The organism is Armatimonas rosea (assembly GCF_014202505.1).
Taxonomy (GTDB): domain Bacteria; phylum Armatimonadota; class Armatimonadia; order Armatimonadales; family Armatimonadaceae; genus Armatimonas; species Armatimonas rosea.
The window spans coordinates 1521108-1537950 of the sequence record NZ_JACHGW010000002.1; the positions used below are offsets into that span (position 1 = coordinate 1521108).

A 16843-nucleotide genomic window follows, 5' to 3' on the forward strand; every position below is an offset into this window, starting at 1 on the left:
TTCGTGCCCAGCAGATTCCGTTGGCTGCGAAGGCAGCCGTAGCCCTCTCAAGCCCGAGGACTCGTTCCTAGGGCAAAACTCGTTCCTCGGGCTCTTGTGCTTCCGGTAACTCGTGGTTCCGGCAATCTGCTCGGGGCGGTATGATAGGAACACTTAGAAAATCGGAGCGAATGGGAAATGACAACGAGACTGCTGGTGGTGGCAACGGCGCTCTTGGGGGGGAGTATCGGGGGCGGTGTGCGACATCGCGACATTACACCGGCGCAGCTACGGGAGAAGCTAAGCGAGGCCGCACGCTTCTCGGAGAAGAAGTATAGCCCGGCAAGCTGGACGGAGCTACGGCTGGTGATGGCGCAGGCGCGGCAGGTCGTGGACCGGGCGGGGGCATCGCCTGCGGAGCTTGAGGCCGCCTTGGTGCGGGTGCAGAAGGGCATCGATGCTCTTAAAGAGCGAGCGAGCATCCCCGATAGCACCCCACGGCTTGGCTTGGCAGCGTCGCTGTTTGCCACGGAGCGCACGGGCCTGGTGAACAATGTCGCCCTGCGCTGGGCCGCCGCCGTCCCCTGCGAGTCCTTTGAGCTCTACCGTGCCACGGGGAGGGGCGGGAGCTTTACGAAGGTCTACAGTGGCCGCGGGATGTCGTTTCAGGACTACGGGCTCAAGCCGGGGAGCTATACCTACAAGCTGGAGGCGCACTCGCAGGGGGGGACACTGACTGCCACCGCCGTGCCGATCACGACCATGCCCCTGCCGTCCCGCCTGCTCGAGTACTCGAACCAGACTGGTGACGGAGCCTCGGCACTGGGCGAGCCGCTGAAGGTGGGCAAGACCTACTACAAGTTCGAGGGCAAGCGCGACGGCAAGACAGTCCGCTACTCGGTGCAGACCTCGCTCGATGGCAAGAGCTGGAAGGACGGTCCGGTGGTGCTCGACGAGACCAGCCACCCCGAGCTCGCCGACTTCAAGTTCGAGGCCAACAACATCTTCTACGACAAGGCCCGCGACCGGATTGTCTGGTGGTGCCACTGGGAGCGCTCGGGGGGAAGCTACGCCGACGGGCGCGCCTTTGTGGCGACCGCAAAGCCCGGTGAGCGCTTCCAGGTCCACCGGATCGAGAGCCCCTTGGGAGTCCAGGTTCGTGATATGAGTGTCTTTATCGACGACGATAAAAAAGGCTACTTGGTGGCGGCGTCGAACGTCCCCGGGCAGGGTGCGAACGCCACTCTCACGCTCTTTGCCCTCAACGACGACTACACGGCGGTGACCCGCATTGTCAATAAGGCGATGGAGGAGGAGTACCGCGAGGCACCGCATATCGTCAAGACCGGTGGCTTCTACTACCTCTTCTTCTCCCAGGCGGCGGGCTGGTACCCGAGCCGCGCGGGCTATGTCACGGCGCGGTCGCTGGAGGGGCGCTGGAGCGAGCCGCGTGCCTTGGGCAACTCCTCCACCTTCGCGGCGCAGTCCGGGGCGATCTTGGACTACGGCCGTGGAAAGTCCTTTACGCCCGTGCTCATGGCCAACCGCTGGATCCGTGGGGAGGGGACCAGCGCCAACGCCGCGATTCCGCTCCAGTGCGTCGCGGGCTTTGCCTTGGGAGACTACGCCCCGACTCTCTTGCTGGACCCGGCAAGGGGCCTGGTCATTCCCCTTGAGGCAGGGCGGCTGCTCTCGCAGGACCGGCCCGCGACGGCCTCGCTTCCAGGGAGCCCCGACCACGATGTCAGCAGGGCGTTCGATGGCGACTACAGCACGGCGTTCCAGAGCGACGAGAAAAAGTGGCCTTTTACGGTGACCACGGACCTGGGCGCGGTGTGCAAGGTGCAGAATGTCCAGATCTCCTGGCACCTGCACAAGGGCTCCGAGGCCTACTACAAGTACACCCTGGAGGGCAGCGTCGATGGCAAGGCCTGGCGCGTCCTACTGGACCGCACCGATGATAAAGACACGCGGGTTAGCAAGACCTACGGCTTTAGCAACGACCTCCTTCCCGATTCCCCCGCCGTGCGCTATGTGCGGGTGGTGGTGCAGCGAGCTGTGCTCCACAACAATCCCAACAACTGGTACCCCCCGACCCTCTATGAAGTGAAAGTCTATGGTATCCGCTCGGCGGAGTAAGACGTTTCCGGTGAGCCGTGAGGCGCTCTGGGAGCTCCTCTCGGACACGGAGCGGCTCAACCGGGAGCTCAAACTTCCCTCGGTCGCGTTCGCCTTTACGCCACGAAGGGAAGGGGGCTCGACGCTACGAGGGGCGGCCCGCTTTGGCCCACTCACGCTACGCTACACCGAGGAGCCGTACCGCTGGGTGCGGCCAAGTCTCTGGTGGGTGCAGCGCTTCCCCGAGAACGGGCCGGTCTCGGTCTACCGTGTGGGCGTGAACCTAGAGCCCGACGGCGCGGGGACACGCCTCACCGCCTGGTCTGAGGCCGAGCCACGTGGCATCGGGGGGACGCTCCTCGCCCAGCGGATTGTGGAGAGTAGCGTGGACGGCCTGCTCCGCGCCTGCACGAGCTTTGCAGCCTACTTGGAAGGCAAGCAACCGACTCCCTATCCCAAACACACCCCGCGCGCCACGGAGAGCAGCTCGCCGCATGGGCTGGCCGAGCGCCTGCGTGCCTTTCTGCTCACCGCTCCCCCCGAGGATATTATTGATTTTCGCCCCTTTGGGCTGGCGGATCGCTGGCAAGAGGATCGAATGGTCGTGCTCAAAGCCTGCCTCGATGCCGTTCGTCGAGGGGAGCTTGAGCTCCACTGGCGCCTGCTCTGTCCCGCCTGCCGTGGCGCGGGGCCGTCGGTGGAGACCTTGGATGCCCTGACATCGGACAAGGCACACTGCGCGTCGTGCAATATCTCCTTTGGCCCCGCCTTCGACCAGGATGTCGAGGTCTGTTTCTCGGTCGCACCCGCCCTCCGCAAGGCCGATGACGGCGCGGCGACCTACTGCATCGGCGGACCGCACCGGATGCGCCATGTCGTGGTGCAGTGGCAAGTCCCGCCAAAGACAACCGAGAAAATAGACGTAGACTTGCCACCAGGAATCTATCGTTTGCGCTCACCACAAACTCAGGACAAAACAGAGTTGCTCTTGCTAGACAAGGAAGGTGGTGGAGAGCTGGCCTATTACCAGGGAGGACTTGTCTCTGATGGCTATCTTGCGCAACCTGAGGGCATAGGGCAGTGTTTTGCCTATGCTCGTGGAAGTTGGCATCTTCGTAACTACGCGGATTTTCCGGTGCTGTTTCGGCTGGAGAGCTTGGGCTGGCGCGAGGATGCGGCGACGGCGGCGCAGGTGACGGCGCTGGGGGAGTTTCGGCGGCACTTTGGCTCGGAGGTGCTTGCGCCGGGGCAGGAGCTGGTGGTCCGGCAAGTCACCATCCTCTTCACCGACCTCAAGGGCTCCACCCAGATGTACGCCACCCAGGGCGATGCGCCGTCGTATGCCACCGTGCGCGCCCACTTCGAGCAGCTCACCCAGATTCTGGAGCGGCACGACGGGGCGCTTATCAAGACCATCGGGGATGCGGTGATGGCGGCGTTCCAGGACCCCGCGCAAGCAGTGCAGGCAGCGCTGGCGATCCAGAGAGAGTGCGCCCCGCTCGTGGTCAAGCTGGGATTGCACAATGGCCCCGCCCTAGCCGTCACCGCCAACGGCCAGCTCGACTACTTCGGCCAGACCGTCAACCTGGCGAGCCGTGTCCAAGGCCAGAGCCACGGCGGCGATATCGTCGTCACCGACAGCCTGATCGCCTACGTCCCTGAGGCAATGCCCCGTGCGAGCTTCACCGCCCAGCTAAAAGGCACCGATCAGCCCCTCACCCTCTGGCGTATAGTCTTGAATGATAAAATACCATGATATGCCTCGTCGGGATAAAGCGCATCTTGCTGTTCGTCATGCCCTCGAAAAAGAAGGGTGGGTTATTACACACGATCCGCTTTTATTAGAGTACGGTGGCACGAATCTCTTCGTGGATCTAGGGGCAGAGCAGCCTCTGGGGGCAGAAAAAGAGGGCCAGCAGATCGCGGTGGAGATCAAAGGCTTTCAATCCCCCTCCGACATGAACGAGTGGGAAAAAGCACTCGGGCAGTATCTATTTTATGAGTTTCTTCTGGAGGAGCAATATCCCGGCCGTGTGTTGTTTTTAGCAATGCCCGACGAGGCATACCATCGCGTTTTTCAAGATGCCCGTGGCTTGGAATTTATTCGCAGCCGGAGAATTCGCTTGCTGACCTATCTTGAAAGGGAAGAAGAGGTTAAGGAATGGATTCACTAAAAACGATAATCAAGAAAATATTGACAGAGTATGTGGAGTTTTTTGGGGTGCAACCTACTATGGAGATTGAAGCGATTTTTGACGATGAGAAAGGTCATTATGAGCTTCTACAGCATGGTTGGATAGGGAATCGGCGTGTTCATGGTGTCTTTTTGCATCTGGATATTAAGGGGGAGAAGATTTGGATCCAGCACGATGGCACCAGTGAGGGAATCGCCGTAGAGCTGATGGAAGCAGGTATCTCGCCGAAGCAGATCGTTCTCGCTTTCCGAAGTCCCCGTGAGCGTGAGGGGGGAATCTTCGCGGTTGCCTGACAGTGTTGCGTTAGCGCCAGCGCTGCCACTCTAGGCCGGGACGATCGACGCGGAACTGCACGAGGCGCATCTGTTTTGCCTCGGTGACATAGGCCGTGCGACCGTCCTTGCCCCCGAAGCAGATATTGGTGGGGTGCTCTCCCAGGACATCGATCTCTTGCAAGACCTCGGCGCGGGGGGAGAGCTTGACCACGGTGCCCTTACCATGGCGCGTCGCGTAGAGGTTGCCGTCGATATCGCAGCGCATGCCATCGAAGCCAAAGTCGTCGAACTTTTTAAAGAGCCGCTTGTTCTTGAGCGCACCATCACGGGCGATCTCGAAGGCCCAGATCGTCCGCTGGACACTCTCATTGACATAGAGCGTCTTGCCATCGGGGCTTACCTCAATCCCATTGGTCGTGCCCATGTCGCTTGCCTCGAGGATCGTTGTGCCGTCTTTGGTGACCCGCCAGAGCTGCCCGGTGCTATTGCCCCAGTTGGGATCGCTGGCGTAGAGGGTCCCGTTGGCCGCAATCGCTAGATCGTTGGGCTGGTTCATCTTGTCATTGTGTGCAAAGACACTTAAAGCTTTGGTGCGTGCATCGACTCGCAGGACATTGTGGTCGGTGTAGTCTGCGATAAACATATTCCCCGCTCGGTCGAAGCGGATCCCATTGCCTGCGCTCTTCTCGGGGACCTGGAGATAGAGCTCCGCCTTGCCATCGGGGGTAACCTTGGCGATTCCTCGCTTGTCGCGAAAGCTCACACAGTAGATATTGCCGTCGCGGTCGCACGCCGGCCCCTCGATTCCTGCGGTAAAATCTCCCTGGGTAAGCGGTGTGGCGACATAAAGTGTCTCAGACATGTTGCTATTTTACAGGAAACGTCGCTAGCGAAGGTGGAGGTAGTAGAGATGCAGCGCAAGACTTTCTTAGCACTCACCACGGGGGGGCTCCTCGCCGCGCTTCTAGGAGAGGCTCGGGCGCAGGAGGCAGTGCCCCGACGACAGAAGCGCTTCACTCCGACAAAGCCGCTGGAGGCGTTCTCGTCGCGCCCTCCATTCCCTTACGCTCTGGTGGAGGAGCGCCCCGGCTTGCAGCTCTACTCCCCCCGCTTCAATGAGATTATCGGTGTGGTTCCTGGGGAGGCTGTGGAGTGGGTGGCGACACCGGTTCAGGTCAAGCGGGTGGACCGCAAGCGAAACGACGTGCGGCTCTACGACCAAGACGATGGGCTGATGCCGGGGACGATCCTGGGGCTGGTCGGGGAGGGAGACGAGGCCTACGTGCTGGTGAAGGGCGCGGATAATGCGCTTGCTCTGTGCGCGTTTGACCCCACCAAAGACCGTTTTGAGAGCTTTCCGCTGGAGGGCACCGCAAAGCTTCGTCCAACCGGAGGCCAACGGTCGCGCCCCCAGCTGGTCCTGGGGCAAGACACGGTCGCCTTCATCCCTGAGCTCATTAGCCCGCGTCTGACCGGAGTGCCCCCGTTCTTTACCTTTGATCGACGCACGCGAAAGCTCGAGAATGGGAGCTGGTCCCAGGAGCTGCTGAGAAGCCTAGACCCCCTGATGATCGCGTTTGCCGCGGTCGTGGGCGGCACGCTCTGGCTGGGGACACAGGTGGGGGTGCTGGGGGTGCCACTCCCCGCCCAGGGGGCCGCGGCAAGCTGGCCGCGCTCAGGGCCACTGCTGTATGTTCGCTGTGGAGCCGCCCTCCCCGACGGTGCCTTTGTCTTGCTTACCTATGACCCGCTCCGCGAGAGAACTCCCACCCTGCTCCGGCTAGACCCAAAGACAGGGCAGACCAGCACAGTCTCGTGGGGGAGCTTTGCCTTGATGCCCAATGGCGAAATTCCCCTGCTGATGCCCGACGGGGCGGGAGGGGTCTGGCAGATCGGGGGGATGATCCCAGGCGACACGACTGCGTTTTCCACTGGGCCCAGTGTCCATCGCCTCAAGTCCCTCAGTGCAACCACCTGGGAGAAGGTCAGCTGGAGCGATGCGGGTCCGAACCGGCCTGTTCTGCCCGGTGTGCGCATCACCCTCGCTCAGGAAGAGACCCTCCCGACGCCCGTGGCAGCGGCACTGGTCTGCTACCTTCTGGACATACAGTATCGGATGATGGCGCTGGGCCATCGTATCGACCAGGACATGTGGCTACGTCAGCGATTCTGGCGCTGGTGTAGCCCCGAGCCCCCCGCCCAAGTGCCACCAGAGCTTGTCCAAGGCGGGATGCTCACGCTCCAGAGGCTGGGGATCACGGACACCAAGGACCCGGCAAAGACCTGGCTTGGTGAGGTGGGGGGCTTTGCACTGGCTCCAAAGCGGGAGCTCGACCCGCGTGAGGGAGCACCGCGCCTCCCCGTGGGGCTTCTCTCCGAGCAGCGGATCGAGACACCGGGGGCACAGCACTTTCCGGTGGAAGTGTCGCGGACCCGGAGCGCGATCTCCGTGGGCAAGTTCCTGCGTGGCAAGGAGGCTCTTGTCATCACCCAAACCGAGAGGAATCTCCTGCGGCTGACAAAAGAAGGGCCGGTCGCCGTGCTCCCCGCAGCCTCCCGGGTGCCCCGCATGCCCTTTCAAGGAGGCGTGAGCGCGGGGTCGAGCGGGACGTGTTTTGTCTGGTCGCAACGCGGGGATCAGCAGGTGCTTCTGCGCTGGGACGAGAGCAAGCAGGCGCTGGTGGAGACCGTCATTCCTCTGAGACAAACCACTATTTTTGAGCTGGGAGGAACCAAGCAGGGGCTCTGGATGCGGGGGGCGTCTACCGCGACCACGCAGGTTCTGAGCTTCCTCGCCATTGCTCCCGATGGCTCCGCGATGGGGACGTGGGAGACCCTTACGCTGGAGCTCCCCGCCAAAGCGCAGTGTATTGGATTTGGAGCAACCGCTGTCTGGTTCCAGAGCTTCCTACCCACAGGGAAGTTTGCGGTGCATGCCTGGGACACCGAGAAGCGGTGCTGGAGCTCTGTCGAGGGGCTGAGTGGGCTGGTGATGACCTCGGGGGCGAACTTTCAGACAGTCGAGTCGCCCGATGGTGCAAGCTGGCTCTTTCTAGGAGGTGCCGAGCCGGGGCTGCTCCGCTACGACCCTGCAAAGTCGACTCTGGAGCTTGCATCGGCAGCGAACACGGTGTTAAAGCCTCCCAAGAACGGAGTGGTGATCGCGGCCACACGCGAGGCGGTCTGGGTCGCCGGGTTTCCGGGGTACTGGCGCTACGACCAGGCAAAGCGGAGCTGGAGCAAGCCGGAACAAGCCCAAGGTGGGCTACCTTTTGATTCGGTCTCCCAGGGAATGCCCTACTCCTCCATCCCGGATAACGAAGGGGGCTGGTGGGTAGGAGCTAACCAGGCGCTCTGGCGCTTTGACCCCGTGCGCGGGAGCTGGCAGGAGCAGACCCTGGCAGTCTCCCCCGAGCTGGGAGTCGTCATGCCGTCCCTGGTCACCGACGACACGGTCTGGGGAATGGCGGGGGCGCTGGTGGCACGGCTGGACCGTAAGACCGGGAAGGCCCGGACCTATGGGAAAGAGAGTGGGGTAGTCCTCCCTCGGATGGCAATGAACTTGGCCAGCGAGTCTCTTCAGACGGCGGGGGGGCGTCTCTGGATGCTGGCGCAGCCCAGCCTGATCTACTTCGATGCGAAAGAGGATCGGTTTCTGCCGGTAGACTTTCCCGAGGAGAAAAATCCCGTCAACCCCCGTCGTTTTACGGCGATCGTGAGCGATCCCTGGCGGCCACAGGGCGTGATTGTCTTGGTGACGACTGGCCCTGCCTGCAAGCTCTACCGGGGGGAGGGGGGCAAGTTCGATCCCACCCCGCTGCCCCAGCCCCCCGAGCTCGGGATGTACTTCCACCTGGCGGTACTGGGGCGTTTTCTCTATGTCGGGGCCATGGAGGGGCTCTGGCGCATCGATGCCTCGGGCCGCTGGGAGCGGGTTGTCGCGGGGATGCGCAGTACCCGGTTTTTCCGCGACAGGGAACAGCCCGATGTCCTGTGGGCACTGGGGGCCTCGACCTTCCGCTTTGGCCCGGACCCTATCGTCCGTATTGGCCCGGGATAGCGCGCCGGCTAGCTCAGAATCCCCTTGAGCACGGTGGCACCCTCGACCCCGGTCAGCTTGGCGTCCAGGCCCTGGAACTTGTAGGTAAAGGCGCTGTGGTCGATTCCGAGCAGGTGGAGCATGGTCGCGTGGAGGTCATGGACCGTGGCCACATTCTCCTGCGCGGCGTAGCCCAGCTCATCGGTGGCACCGTAGACCAGGCCGCCTTGGACTCCCGCCCCTGCCACCCAGAGCGACATCGCCTTGTTGTGGTGGTCGCGGCCCGTGGTGCCCTTGTTGCTCTGGGACATGGGCGTCCGGCCAAACTCGCCCGACCAGACAATCAGCGTATCGTCGAAGAGCCCGCGCTGCTTGAGGTCTTTGATCAGCGCGGCGCAGGCCTGGTCCACTTCTTTGGCACGCAGGGGAAGCTCCTCGCGTAGCTGGCTGTGGTGGTCCCAGTCGCGGTGGTAGAGCTGGATAAACCGCACACCGCGCTCCGCCAGTCGCCGCGCCAGGAGGCAGTTGCTGGCGAAGCTCCCGTCCCCGAGCTGGCAGCCGTAGCTCTCCAGGGTCTCGGGCTTCTCCTGGGAGAGGTCCATCAGGCCCGGCACGGACATCTGCATCTGGTAGGCCAGCTCGTACTGCGCGATTCGGGTGGCGATCTCCGGGTCTTCGACAAAGGAGTTGTGGTGAGCGTTGAGCGACGAGATCGCGGCGATATCGGCCCCTTGTTGCTCTTGTGTCACTCCCTTGGGGCTGGCGAGGTAGAGCACGGGGTCGCCCTTACTGCGGAGCTGCACGCCCTGGAACTTGCTCGGCAGGAACCCGCTGCTCCACTGGCGCGCCGCGATGGGCTGCGGGGAGCGCCCCGGCCCGGTGGAGACTAGCACCACAAACCCCGGGAGGTCCTTAGCCGCACTTCCCAGCCCATAGGTCACCCACGCGCCCATGCTCGGCCGCCCCGCGATCTGGCTGCCCGTGTTCATGAACATGTGCGCCGGGTCGTGGTTAATCGCATCGGTGGTCATGGAGCGGATCAGGCAGATATCGTCGATCATCGCCCCGGTGTGGGGGAGAAGCGTGCTGAGCTCGGTCTGGTGCTTGCCGTACTTGGCAAACGGGAACTGCGGCCCAAAGCAGAGGAGCTTCTGCCCCTGGAGCTGCGCGAGCTGCTGGCCCTTGGTGAAGCTCTCGGGCATGGGCTGGCCATGGAGCTGGGCGAGCTTGGGCTTGGGGTCGAAGAGCTCCAGCTGCGACGGTCCCCCCGCCATGGTGAGCCAGATCACGCGCTTGGCCCCCCTAACCCCCGCCGAGCGGGGGGACAAATAGGAGTCGGATTCCTTTAATTCCCCCCGCCGGGCGGGGGTTAGGGGGGAGGCTTTCGCTTCTAGCGATGCCAGGGCGAGAGCGCCAAGCCCTTGGGAGGTCTTGCCGAGGAAGGCGCGTCGGGTGAGTTCGTTCATTCTCGTGTTATCGTCTCGTGGAGGTTGAGGAGCACGCGGCAGACCAGGGTCCAGGCCGCGAGCTCCGATTTATCGACATTGGCGGGCACCGGCACCAGCCCGACTGCTAGGACTTCGTCGGCGGCCTTGGGCTCGGCTTTGTAGCGTGCCAGGTGCTTTTTGAGGAGCTCCTGCAAGGTGCGCTGCTCGTTGGTATCGGGGGGGCGCTGGAGCGCTTGCTGCCACGCCCAGGCGAGGCGTGTCTCCTCAGGCTGCTGGAGCACGCGTGTCGCAAAGGCACGGGCGGCCTCGACATAGGTCGGGTCGTTGAGGAGCACCAGCGCTTGCTGCGGGAGGTTGGAGCGACCGCGGTCGGCGGTGCACTCCTCGCGGCTGGGGGCATCGAAGGCCAGGAGCGACGGGTGCAGGAACGTCCTCTGCCACCAGATATAGAGCCCGCGCCGGTACTGGCTCTCCCCGGAGTCGGCGGCGTACTTGCGGGTGGGGAAGTTGAGGTTGTCCCAGTAGCCATCGGGCTGGTAGGGCTTCACGCTCGGTCCCCCTATGGCTGGCGAGAGGAGCCCCGAGATCGCTAGGGCACTGTCGCGCACCAGCTCGGCATCGAGGCGGAAGCGGCTCTGGCGGTCGTAGTCGCGGTTGTCCGGGTCGGCGGCGAGGCGTGCCTTGCTGGTGGTCGAGACCTGCTTGTAGGTATTGCTGGTCACCAGGAGCCGCACCATGTGCTTCACGTCCCAGCCGCTGTCCACAAACTCGCACGCCAGCCAGTCCAGAAGCGCCGGGTTGGTGGGCGGCTCCCCCTGCGCCCCGAGATCGTCGAGGACGCGGCTTAGCCCACTCCCAAAGAGCTGCTTCCAGAGCCGGTTCATCACCGCACGCGCGGTTAGCGGGTTCTCGCGCGAGACGAGCCAGTTGGCAAGATCTAACCTCCCCCCCGGCCCCCCTCCGGCTCCGCGAAGGGGGGGGAGAAAACTGGGAGTTGCTGCCGTCACGACCTCGCCGCTCTCGTCCATCCAGTTTCCACGCGGGAGAATCCGCACAGTGCGACGCTTCTCCGTGCTCACGGAGACCAGGCAGCGGGTGAGAGTGGCTTCGTAGGCCTTCTTCTCCGCCCCTTTGAGCTGCGCGAGACGCTTTTCCTGCTCCGGTGTGGCAACCACCATTCCTGGCTCGCGCACGGCGACAATGCCCTCTTGGATATCGGCGAAGTAGGCACCCAGGCGGAAGAAATCTCTTTGCGTAATGGGGTCGAACTTATGGTCGTGGCAGTTGGCGCAGCCCGTGGTCAGGCCCAGCCATGCCGTCCCGACCGCCCGCACCCGGTCGGTGAGCATGCGCGCTTCGTAGTCCTTGGGCTGGGCACCGCCCTCTTCCGTGGTGAGGAGCAGGCGATTGAACGCGGAGCCGACTCGGGTCTCTTGGCTGGCATCGGGGAGGAGATCGCCGGCGATTTGCTCCTGCGTAAACCGATCGAAGCGCTTGTTGCTATTGAACGCATTTATGACGTAGTCCCGGTAGGGCCAGACATTGCGCGGCGTGTCGCTGTGGTAGCCGATGGTGTCCGCAAAGCGCACGACATCGAGCCAGCCCTGCGCCATGCGCTCGCCGTAGTGGGGATTGGCCAGCACCCGCTCGACCAGCTTTGCGTAGGCATCGGGCGCTCTGTCCTGCTCAAAGGCCGCCACTTCCTGCGGTGTCGGGGGAAGCCCCAGCAGGTCGGCGTAGAGGCGGCGAATGAGAATCCGGCGGCTCGCCGTGGGGGAGGGAGTGAGGCCCTTGCTCGCCAGCCGCGCCTGCACGAGGAAGTCAGTGGGCTGCTTGCCCGCGGGAATCGCGGCCTTGACCGGCGCTTCAAAGGCCCAGTGCTTCTGGTAGGCCGCGCCCTCGGCAACCCAGCGCTTGAGGGTCTCTTTCTGCGTGGGAGTGAGCTGCTTATGGCTCTCCGCTGGCGGCATGAGCCCGGCATCGGGTGCCGCGAAGATGCGCTTCACCAAGGCACCCTTGGTCGCTGCATTGGGCTGGTCCAGCCGCAGACCTGCCTGCCGCTTGCCTGCATCCGGGCCGTGGCAGTAGAAGCAGTTGTCGGAGAGGATCGGGCGGATGTCCCGGTTGAACTCCAAAGCTCCCCCTACCCCCGTCCGATGGGGGAGAGGTTTCGGGGGCTGGACAGCCGCCGCGGTCAGAGTAGCCGCGAGGAAGGCGCATGCAATCCCCGCATGCCTCGTCGGTACAGGCTGCTTCCGAGCGAAGCGAGGCGGCGGAACGCCCCATAGCCCCATGATTTCCATGAGGGAGCAATGCGTGAGTTTCATCCGAGGCAGATTAGCTCCTTCATAGTTCTATGGTAGAGCTTTCCATTGACCGCGGTCGGGGTGTTCAGGCTCCAGGTCTGCCCGAGGGGGCCGAGATCATTGACCGCCAGAATCGCGCGCTCGTCCATGGTCTTCGCCTTGCCATTGAGCACATAGGTCACCCCGTTCTGCACCGTGTAGTAGATTCTGCCATCCACGGCGATGGGGGAGCCGATAAAGACCCAGTGCCAGCCGTCGCGCTTGGAGCGGCCATCCTGGGCGATATCACGGCCCCGGGAGTTGACAGTCGAGGCGGGCACGGGCTTCTTGTAGACCCCGCCGGGCGCGGTAGGGAGCTCCAGGTACTCGACCTTGCCCGATGCTAGGTTAACGCGGCCCGCGCAGTAGAGCGGTCCCGTGGGGCCTTGGCCGTAGGCGGGCTGTGGGTTGGAGAAGCAGAGAAACCAGCAGTGGCCGTCGATGACGATATTCGTAAACCACGCCGGGAAGACCTTGATCTTGCGCTGCTTCAGATTGACTCCGCTCTCCGTGGCGTACTGAGCGCCGTCCCAGGTGCGGAGCGAGACACTCAGATCAAGCGCAATCTTCCGCAGGATCTTTCCGGTCTTGCTCTCCAGCACGGTCAGCTCGGACTTGTCCTCGTCGATCCACACCGCGATTTTCTCATCCCAGTGCATGTTGTAGAGCGCCTTGCCGGTCAGCTCCGTTCGCCAGAGGGTCTTGCCATCGGTGAGGCGGGTGAGGGAGAGACCCGTGGGCTTCTCGGGGACATCGTGGTGCCCACCGCGGCCCTGCAAGACACACGGGACGCCGTCGAGTTTCCCGTAGACCGGCGTGTTGTAGTGTGTCAGGGCGTCTTCGGCTACCCACAGAACTTTCCCTGTGGCGGCATCGAGGCCCTTGAGGTAGTTCCACGGGTCGCGCTCGCGCTGCGGGTCGCCGGGCTCGCGCGGCTCGCAGCTCAGGAGAATCCCGTTGTCGAGGATCGGCTCGAACTGCTTGTTGAACGGGCGCCCCGTGGTCGGCTTCCACTCCCGCCGCCAGAGCACTTTCCCCGTGGCCGCCTCGCAGCACGCAATCTGCCCGCTGGAGTTGGTGAACCAGACGCGCTTGCCGTCGGTGACCGGGGTGGGCGACGACGAGTCCGAGAAGCCGTAGGCATAGGGGCTGGGCTCGGCCGCGTTGAGCGCGACACTCCAGAGAATCTTGCCAGTCTTTGCATCCACGCAGTGCCCGACAATATTTCCGCCCTCTTTGGCTGTGTTGCTCTCTGCCTGCTCCGCCATCGTGGTCAGGAAAAGCCAGTCTCCCCAGACCGCGAGCCCACTCTGCCCCGTCTCCGGGAGTGTCGTCTTCCAGACAACGCCCTTGTTCTCCGCAACGCTCCAAGAAATCGGAGCCTTCCCCGATGTTTGCCAGTTTCCCTTAGGCCCGGCTGCCTGTGGCCAGTTACTCATACTCCCTTATTGGGCATCGTCTCCTATTTCCCCTTCTCTGGCAATGCGTCCTTACTCGCAGCAAAATCGGGCACGCTCGGCGACAGCTCGTCGGAGCGTTTCGGAGACGGTTCGTGCCATGGTTAGACCAGTGGTTTTGGGGTTAGCTTTAGCTCTGTCATGACCTGATCCAGGCTCTGACCGCGTAGCTCAGCGAGCTCCAGCAGAAGTGCTAGGCGAGCTGCATTTTGTTTTTCACGCTGGTGGGAGAGGGTAAGGAGCTCTGTTTGCTCCGCTGCCGTTAAATCATCTTGTCGCTCCGCTAGCCGACGAAGCTGAGCCTCTTGGTCTTTTGGGAAGCTGTTTTGCACTCGGGTCAGGAGCTCTTGCTCACGACGCGACTGCTGTCGCAGGGCACGCTGGATGATGCCCTGTTCATCCAGTCCGAGTCGAATGGCTTCCCGGCGTACCCAGTCTTCAACATCGGGCTCTAGGGTAATGGTGAGTGACATGCGCTATTTTATCTCCTCGGGGAACGGGTTTGTGCCATCGAAGCGCACGCGACCGTCTTCTTTGACCGTGAGCGGGGAGTGTTTCTTGAGGTACTCCACCAGCACGGCGCGGCGGGTGGTGCCGGTCTCCTTGCCATCTAGGGCGACCCGGCGGATGGCGCTGGCGAAGAGATACGACGAGGCCGCGCCGGAGTAGTAGGTGTCGTTGTCGATCTCCTTGCCCTTCAGAGTCGCCCCAACCAGGGTCCAGCCAAAGCGCGATGTCCCCCGCTGCTTCACCGAGTAGCGCAGGTTGGCGGAGGGAATGGGCCGCAGGGTTCCCAGGAGCTTCTTGAGGTCTCGGCCCTGGATCTTAAACGTATAGAGCGCGTTGTCAAACGGGTCCAGGGAGACGATATCCCCGAAGGTCACTTTACCCTTGAGCAAGGGGGCGCGCACCCCCGCTTGGTTCTCGATATAGAAGTCCGCGCCGGTCGCCTCCGCCATGGCGTCACAGACCAGGTAGTAGTTGGTGGGTTGGATATCGTGGTCGGGCGTGTCGGTGAGGTCGCTGGTCACCTCCCCGACCACGGTCTCGTACTTGGCCTTGATCTTGTCCCAGTAGCCCGCGACCACTCTTGCCGTCGCCGCGTCCTCAGGAAGGTCCTTGGTGATGGGGATCAGCTTCTCCGTGAACCTATCTATCTTCCACTTGCCTGCCGTGTCCCGCTTGGCCGTGAAGTCCAGCCTCCCTAGCTCCCCGACCCACTGGTGGTCTTGTAGGATAATGGTCCCGTTCTCGACAACTCCCACCGGCAGGCGCGTGTGCGAGTGCGCCCCAACAATGACATCGATACCCGGCACCTGCCGCGCCAGCTGCCGGTCTTCGTCGAGGCCGATGTGCGTGATGGCGATCACCAAGTCGGCTTGCTTGCGTAGCTCCGGCACCAGCGCAGTCGCCACGGTGACGGGATCATCCACCTTGTACGCCGCCTTCGCCGCCGTGTAGGTCTTGGTCGAGCTGGTCACCAGCCCAAAGAGCGCCACTTTTAGCCCGCCCCACTCCTTGATGATATACGGCGGCAGGATCGGCTTGTTGGCTTTCTTCTCGGTCACATTGGCGAGCACGAGCGGGAAGGTCGGGGTTTTTAGTAGCGCCTCGAACTGCGGGACGGTCATATTGAAGTCGTGGTTGCCAAAGACCCCAAAGTCATAACCGACGGCGTTCATCGCGGCGTAGTCGGCTTGGGCAAAGAACTCCACCGAGAAGGGCGAGCCGTCCATGCAGTCGCCCGCATCGATCAGCCAGCAGTTCTTTGCCTCTGCCTTGATGCGCTTCACCAGAGTCGCCCGGCGCGCGATCCCCCCGATGTCTTTCGTGACGGACATCTTTGCCACGGCATCCTTGGGCGAGATACGGCTGGGGTAGGAAAATGGCAGAAGGTGCCCGTGCTGGTCGTTGGTGTGCAGGAGCGTGAAGGACTTGGTTTCCGGTTGTGGTGCTGCGCCTCCCAGGGTTAATAGCGCCAGCAGCGCCCAGAGCGATCGGTTCATGCGGCTATTTTACCGGGGATGGTGCGGGGGTGCGGGGATTGGAAATCCCCGGCACAAGGGAGGAAGCGCCCCGTGGGCGCGGGAGATCGTGTGATTGTCCTCGTCGGTACTTTTTAGGTGGCTGTAGGGCGGGTCGCCGCAGGCGCGGCTGAAGGCCCTATAGCGGGACGTTCACCGTCCAGGCGGCTTTGGTCATTGCGAAGACAAAGTCGCCAATCGGGTCTCCTTGGGGAGTGCGCGATGCGCTGTGGAGGGTTTCCTCGTAGACAAATCCCAGGCGGCGGGGGATGCCTGCACTGCGCACATTGCGTGTGTCGCAGCGGATCTCGACCCGTCTTGCTTCGAGCCTCTGAAATGCATAGTCACAGAGGAGGCGGGCGGCTTCGGTCATGTAGCCCTTTCCCTCCGCGGATGCTCGTAGCCAGTAGCCGATCTGGAAGGAAGGCACCTCCCAGCGGATGCCATACAGCCCGACACCTCCCAGATACTGCCCCGTCTCTCTCTCCCAGATGCTCAGCGACAGATACTCTCGCTTGTTCCAGCTCTCCCGCTCGCTGCACACATACGCCTCGGTTTCGTCTTCGGTGGGGGGAACCGGGCTGTGTTCATAAGGTCTCCAGGGCTGGAGCCGCTCCCGGCTATCGTCGATGGCTTCCAAGAGAGCCTTCCCATCGCCTGCCCGGTAGGGGCGCAGGAGCACACGCTCGCTGCGGAGCTCTTCCGGTAGGTCTCGTAAAACCGGGGCCTTGTCTTTTTCCATTTGTTTCCTCTCCGTTCAGCGGGGATTGGAAATCCCCGGCACAAGGTTGGGAGCGCCCCGTGGGCGCGGAAAATGCCTATTGCCGCGCGTCCTCGGGACGCTCCCAAACTCCGAGGCGGGTAATTTATCGAAAAGGCGCGTGGAAACCCCGGCCTTCAGGCCGGGTGAGGAAACGTGATGCCAGGAGTCCCTTGGGACGGATGGCTGGACAGATACCCGTC

12 protein-coding genes are annotated in these 16843 nt (G+C 63.0%); 5 read left to right on the plus strand and 7 right to left on the minus strand.

All coding sequences use genetic code 11. The annotated features are described in order from the left end of the window. Positions 1-177 precede the first annotated feature (177 nt). The 4 genes from HNQ39_RS14975 to HNQ39_RS14990 are packed head-to-tail and all read left to right on the plus strand — an operon-like array spanning position 178 to position 4585. Positions 178-2118 carry a discoidin domain-containing protein gene (locus HNQ39_RS14975; RefSeq protein WP_184197628.1) on the plus strand — a complete coding sequence of 647 codons (1941 nt, stop codon included), beginning with the start codon at positions 178-180 and terminating at the stop codon, positions 2116-2118. Then, positions 2096-3853 carry an adenylate/guanylate cyclase domain-containing protein gene (locus tag HNQ39_RS14980; protein ID WP_184197631.1) on the plus strand — a complete coding sequence of 586 codons (1758 nt, stop codon included), beginning with the start codon at positions 2096-2098 and terminating at the stop codon, positions 3851-3853. Before HNQ39_RS14975 ends, HNQ39_RS14980 begins: the two co-directional genes overlap by 23 nt. A 1-nt stretch (position 3854) precedes the next feature. Then, on the plus strand, positions 3855-4271 hold the full coding sequence (locus HNQ39_RS14985; RefSeq protein WP_184197635.1) for a XisH family protein: 417 nt from the start codon (positions 3855-3857) through the stop codon (positions 4269-4271). After that, a complete protein-coding gene (locus HNQ39_RS14990; protein WP_184197638.1) occupies positions 4259-4585 on the plus strand; it encodes a XisI protein in 327 nt (108 codons plus the stop codon). Before HNQ39_RS14985 ends, HNQ39_RS14990 begins: the two co-directional genes overlap by 13 nt. A 10-nt stretch (positions 4586-4595) precedes the next feature. Here the strand turns inward: HNQ39_RS14990 and HNQ39_RS14995 are convergent, their stop codons facing one another. Beyond that, positions 4596-5429: an SMP-30/gluconolactonase/LRE family protein gene (locus HNQ39_RS14995; RefSeq protein ID WP_184197641.1), complete on the minus strand. Its 834-nt coding sequence runs from the start codon at positions 5427-5429 to the stop codon at positions 4596-4598. A gap of 48 nt (positions 5430-5477) precedes the next feature. Between HNQ39_RS14995 and HNQ39_RS15000 the strand changes: the two genes are divergently transcribed. Beyond that, entirely contained in the window at positions 5478-8627 is a 3150-nt protein-coding gene (locus tag HNQ39_RS15000) for a ligand-binding sensor domain-containing protein (protein WP_184197644.1), read from the plus strand. 8 nt (positions 8628-8635) lie between these two features. On the opposite strand, the gene HNQ39_RS15005 is transcribed toward HNQ39_RS15000, so the two are convergent. The 6 genes from HNQ39_RS15005 to HNQ39_RS15030 form a co-directional block, all read right to left on the minus strand. Next, positions 8636-10072, minus strand: coding sequence for a DUF1501 domain-containing protein (locus HNQ39_RS15005; protein WP_184197647.1), 1437 nt, complete (start codon positions 10070-10072; stop codon positions 8636-8638). Then, a complete protein-coding gene (locus tag HNQ39_RS15010; protein WP_184197650.1) occupies positions 10069-12189 on the minus strand; it encodes a PSD1 and planctomycete cytochrome C domain-containing protein in 2121 nt (706 codons plus the stop codon). Before HNQ39_RS15010 ends, HNQ39_RS15005 begins: the two co-directional genes overlap by 4 nt. A gap of 188 nt (positions 12190-12377) precedes the next feature. Next, on the minus strand, positions 12378-13838 hold the full coding sequence (locus tag HNQ39_RS15015; protein ID WP_184197653.1) for an outer membrane protein assembly factor BamB family protein: 1461 nt from the start codon (positions 13836-13838) through the stop codon (positions 12378-12380). A gap of 122 nt (positions 13839-13960) precedes the next feature. Then, the gene (locus HNQ39_RS15020; RefSeq protein ID WP_184197656.1) at positions 13961-14329 is read right to left on the minus strand and encodes a hypothetical protein; all 369 of its coding nucleotides are present in this window, start codon (positions 14327-14329) and stop codon (positions 13961-13963) included. Between the two features lie 3 nt (positions 14330-14332). Beyond that, positions 14333-15862, minus strand: a complete 1530-nt coding sequence (locus HNQ39_RS15025; RefSeq protein ID WP_184197659.1) for a bifunctional metallophosphatase/5'-nucleotidase — start codon at positions 15860-15862, stop codon at positions 14333-14335. 157 nt (positions 15863-16019) lie between these two features. After that, positions 16020-16622 (minus strand): GNAT family N-acetyltransferase, encoded by a 603-nt coding sequence (locus HNQ39_RS15030; RefSeq protein ID WP_184197662.1) that lies wholly within the window; start codon positions 16620-16622, stop codon positions 16020-16022. Positions 16623-16843 lie beyond the last annotated feature (221 nt).

Bases quoted from the DNA above. Each gene is read 5' to 3' on its own strand.
- HNQ39_RS14975 (WP_184197628.1), top strand. From the start codon at position 178: ATGACAACGAGACTGCTGGTGGTGGCAACGGCGCTCTTGGGGGGGAGT.
- HNQ39_RS14980 (WP_184197631.1), top strand. From the start codon at position 2,096: ATGGTATCCGCTCGGCGGAGTAAGACGTTTCCGGTGAGCCGTGAGGCG.
- HNQ39_RS14985 (WP_184197635.1), top strand. From the start codon at position 3,855: ATGCCTCGTCGGGATAAAGCGCATCTTGCTGTTCGTCATGCCCTCGAA.
- HNQ39_RS14990 (WP_184197638.1), top strand. From the start codon at position 4,259: ATGGATTCACTAAAAACGATAATCAAGAAAATATTGACAGAGTATGTG.
- HNQ39_RS14995 (WP_184197641.1), bottom strand. From the start codon at position 5,429: ATGTCTGAGACACTTTATGTCGCCACACCGCTTACCCAGGGAGATTTT.
- HNQ39_RS15000 (WP_184197644.1), top strand. From the start codon at position 5,478: ATGCAGCGCAAGACTTTCTTAGCACTCACCACGGGGGGGCTCCTCGCC.
- HNQ39_RS15005 (WP_184197647.1), bottom strand. From the start codon at position 10,072: ATGAACGAACTCACCCGACGCGCCTTCCTCGGCAAGACCTCCCAAGGG.
- HNQ39_RS15015 (WP_184197653.1), bottom strand. From the start codon at position 13,838: ATGAGTAACTGGCCACAGGCAGCCGGGCCTAAGGGAAACTGGCAAACA.
- HNQ39_RS15020 (WP_184197656.1), bottom strand. From the start codon at position 14,329: ATGTCACTCACCATTACCCTAGAGCCCGATGTTGAAGACTGGGTACGC.
- HNQ39_RS15025 (WP_184197659.1), bottom strand. From the start codon at position 15,862: ATGAACCGATCGCTCTGGGCGCTGCTGGCGCTATTAACCCTGGGAGGC.
- HNQ39_RS15030 (WP_184197662.1), bottom strand. From the start codon at position 16,622: ATGGAAAAAGACAAGGCCCCGGTTTTACGAGACCTACCGGAAGAGCTC.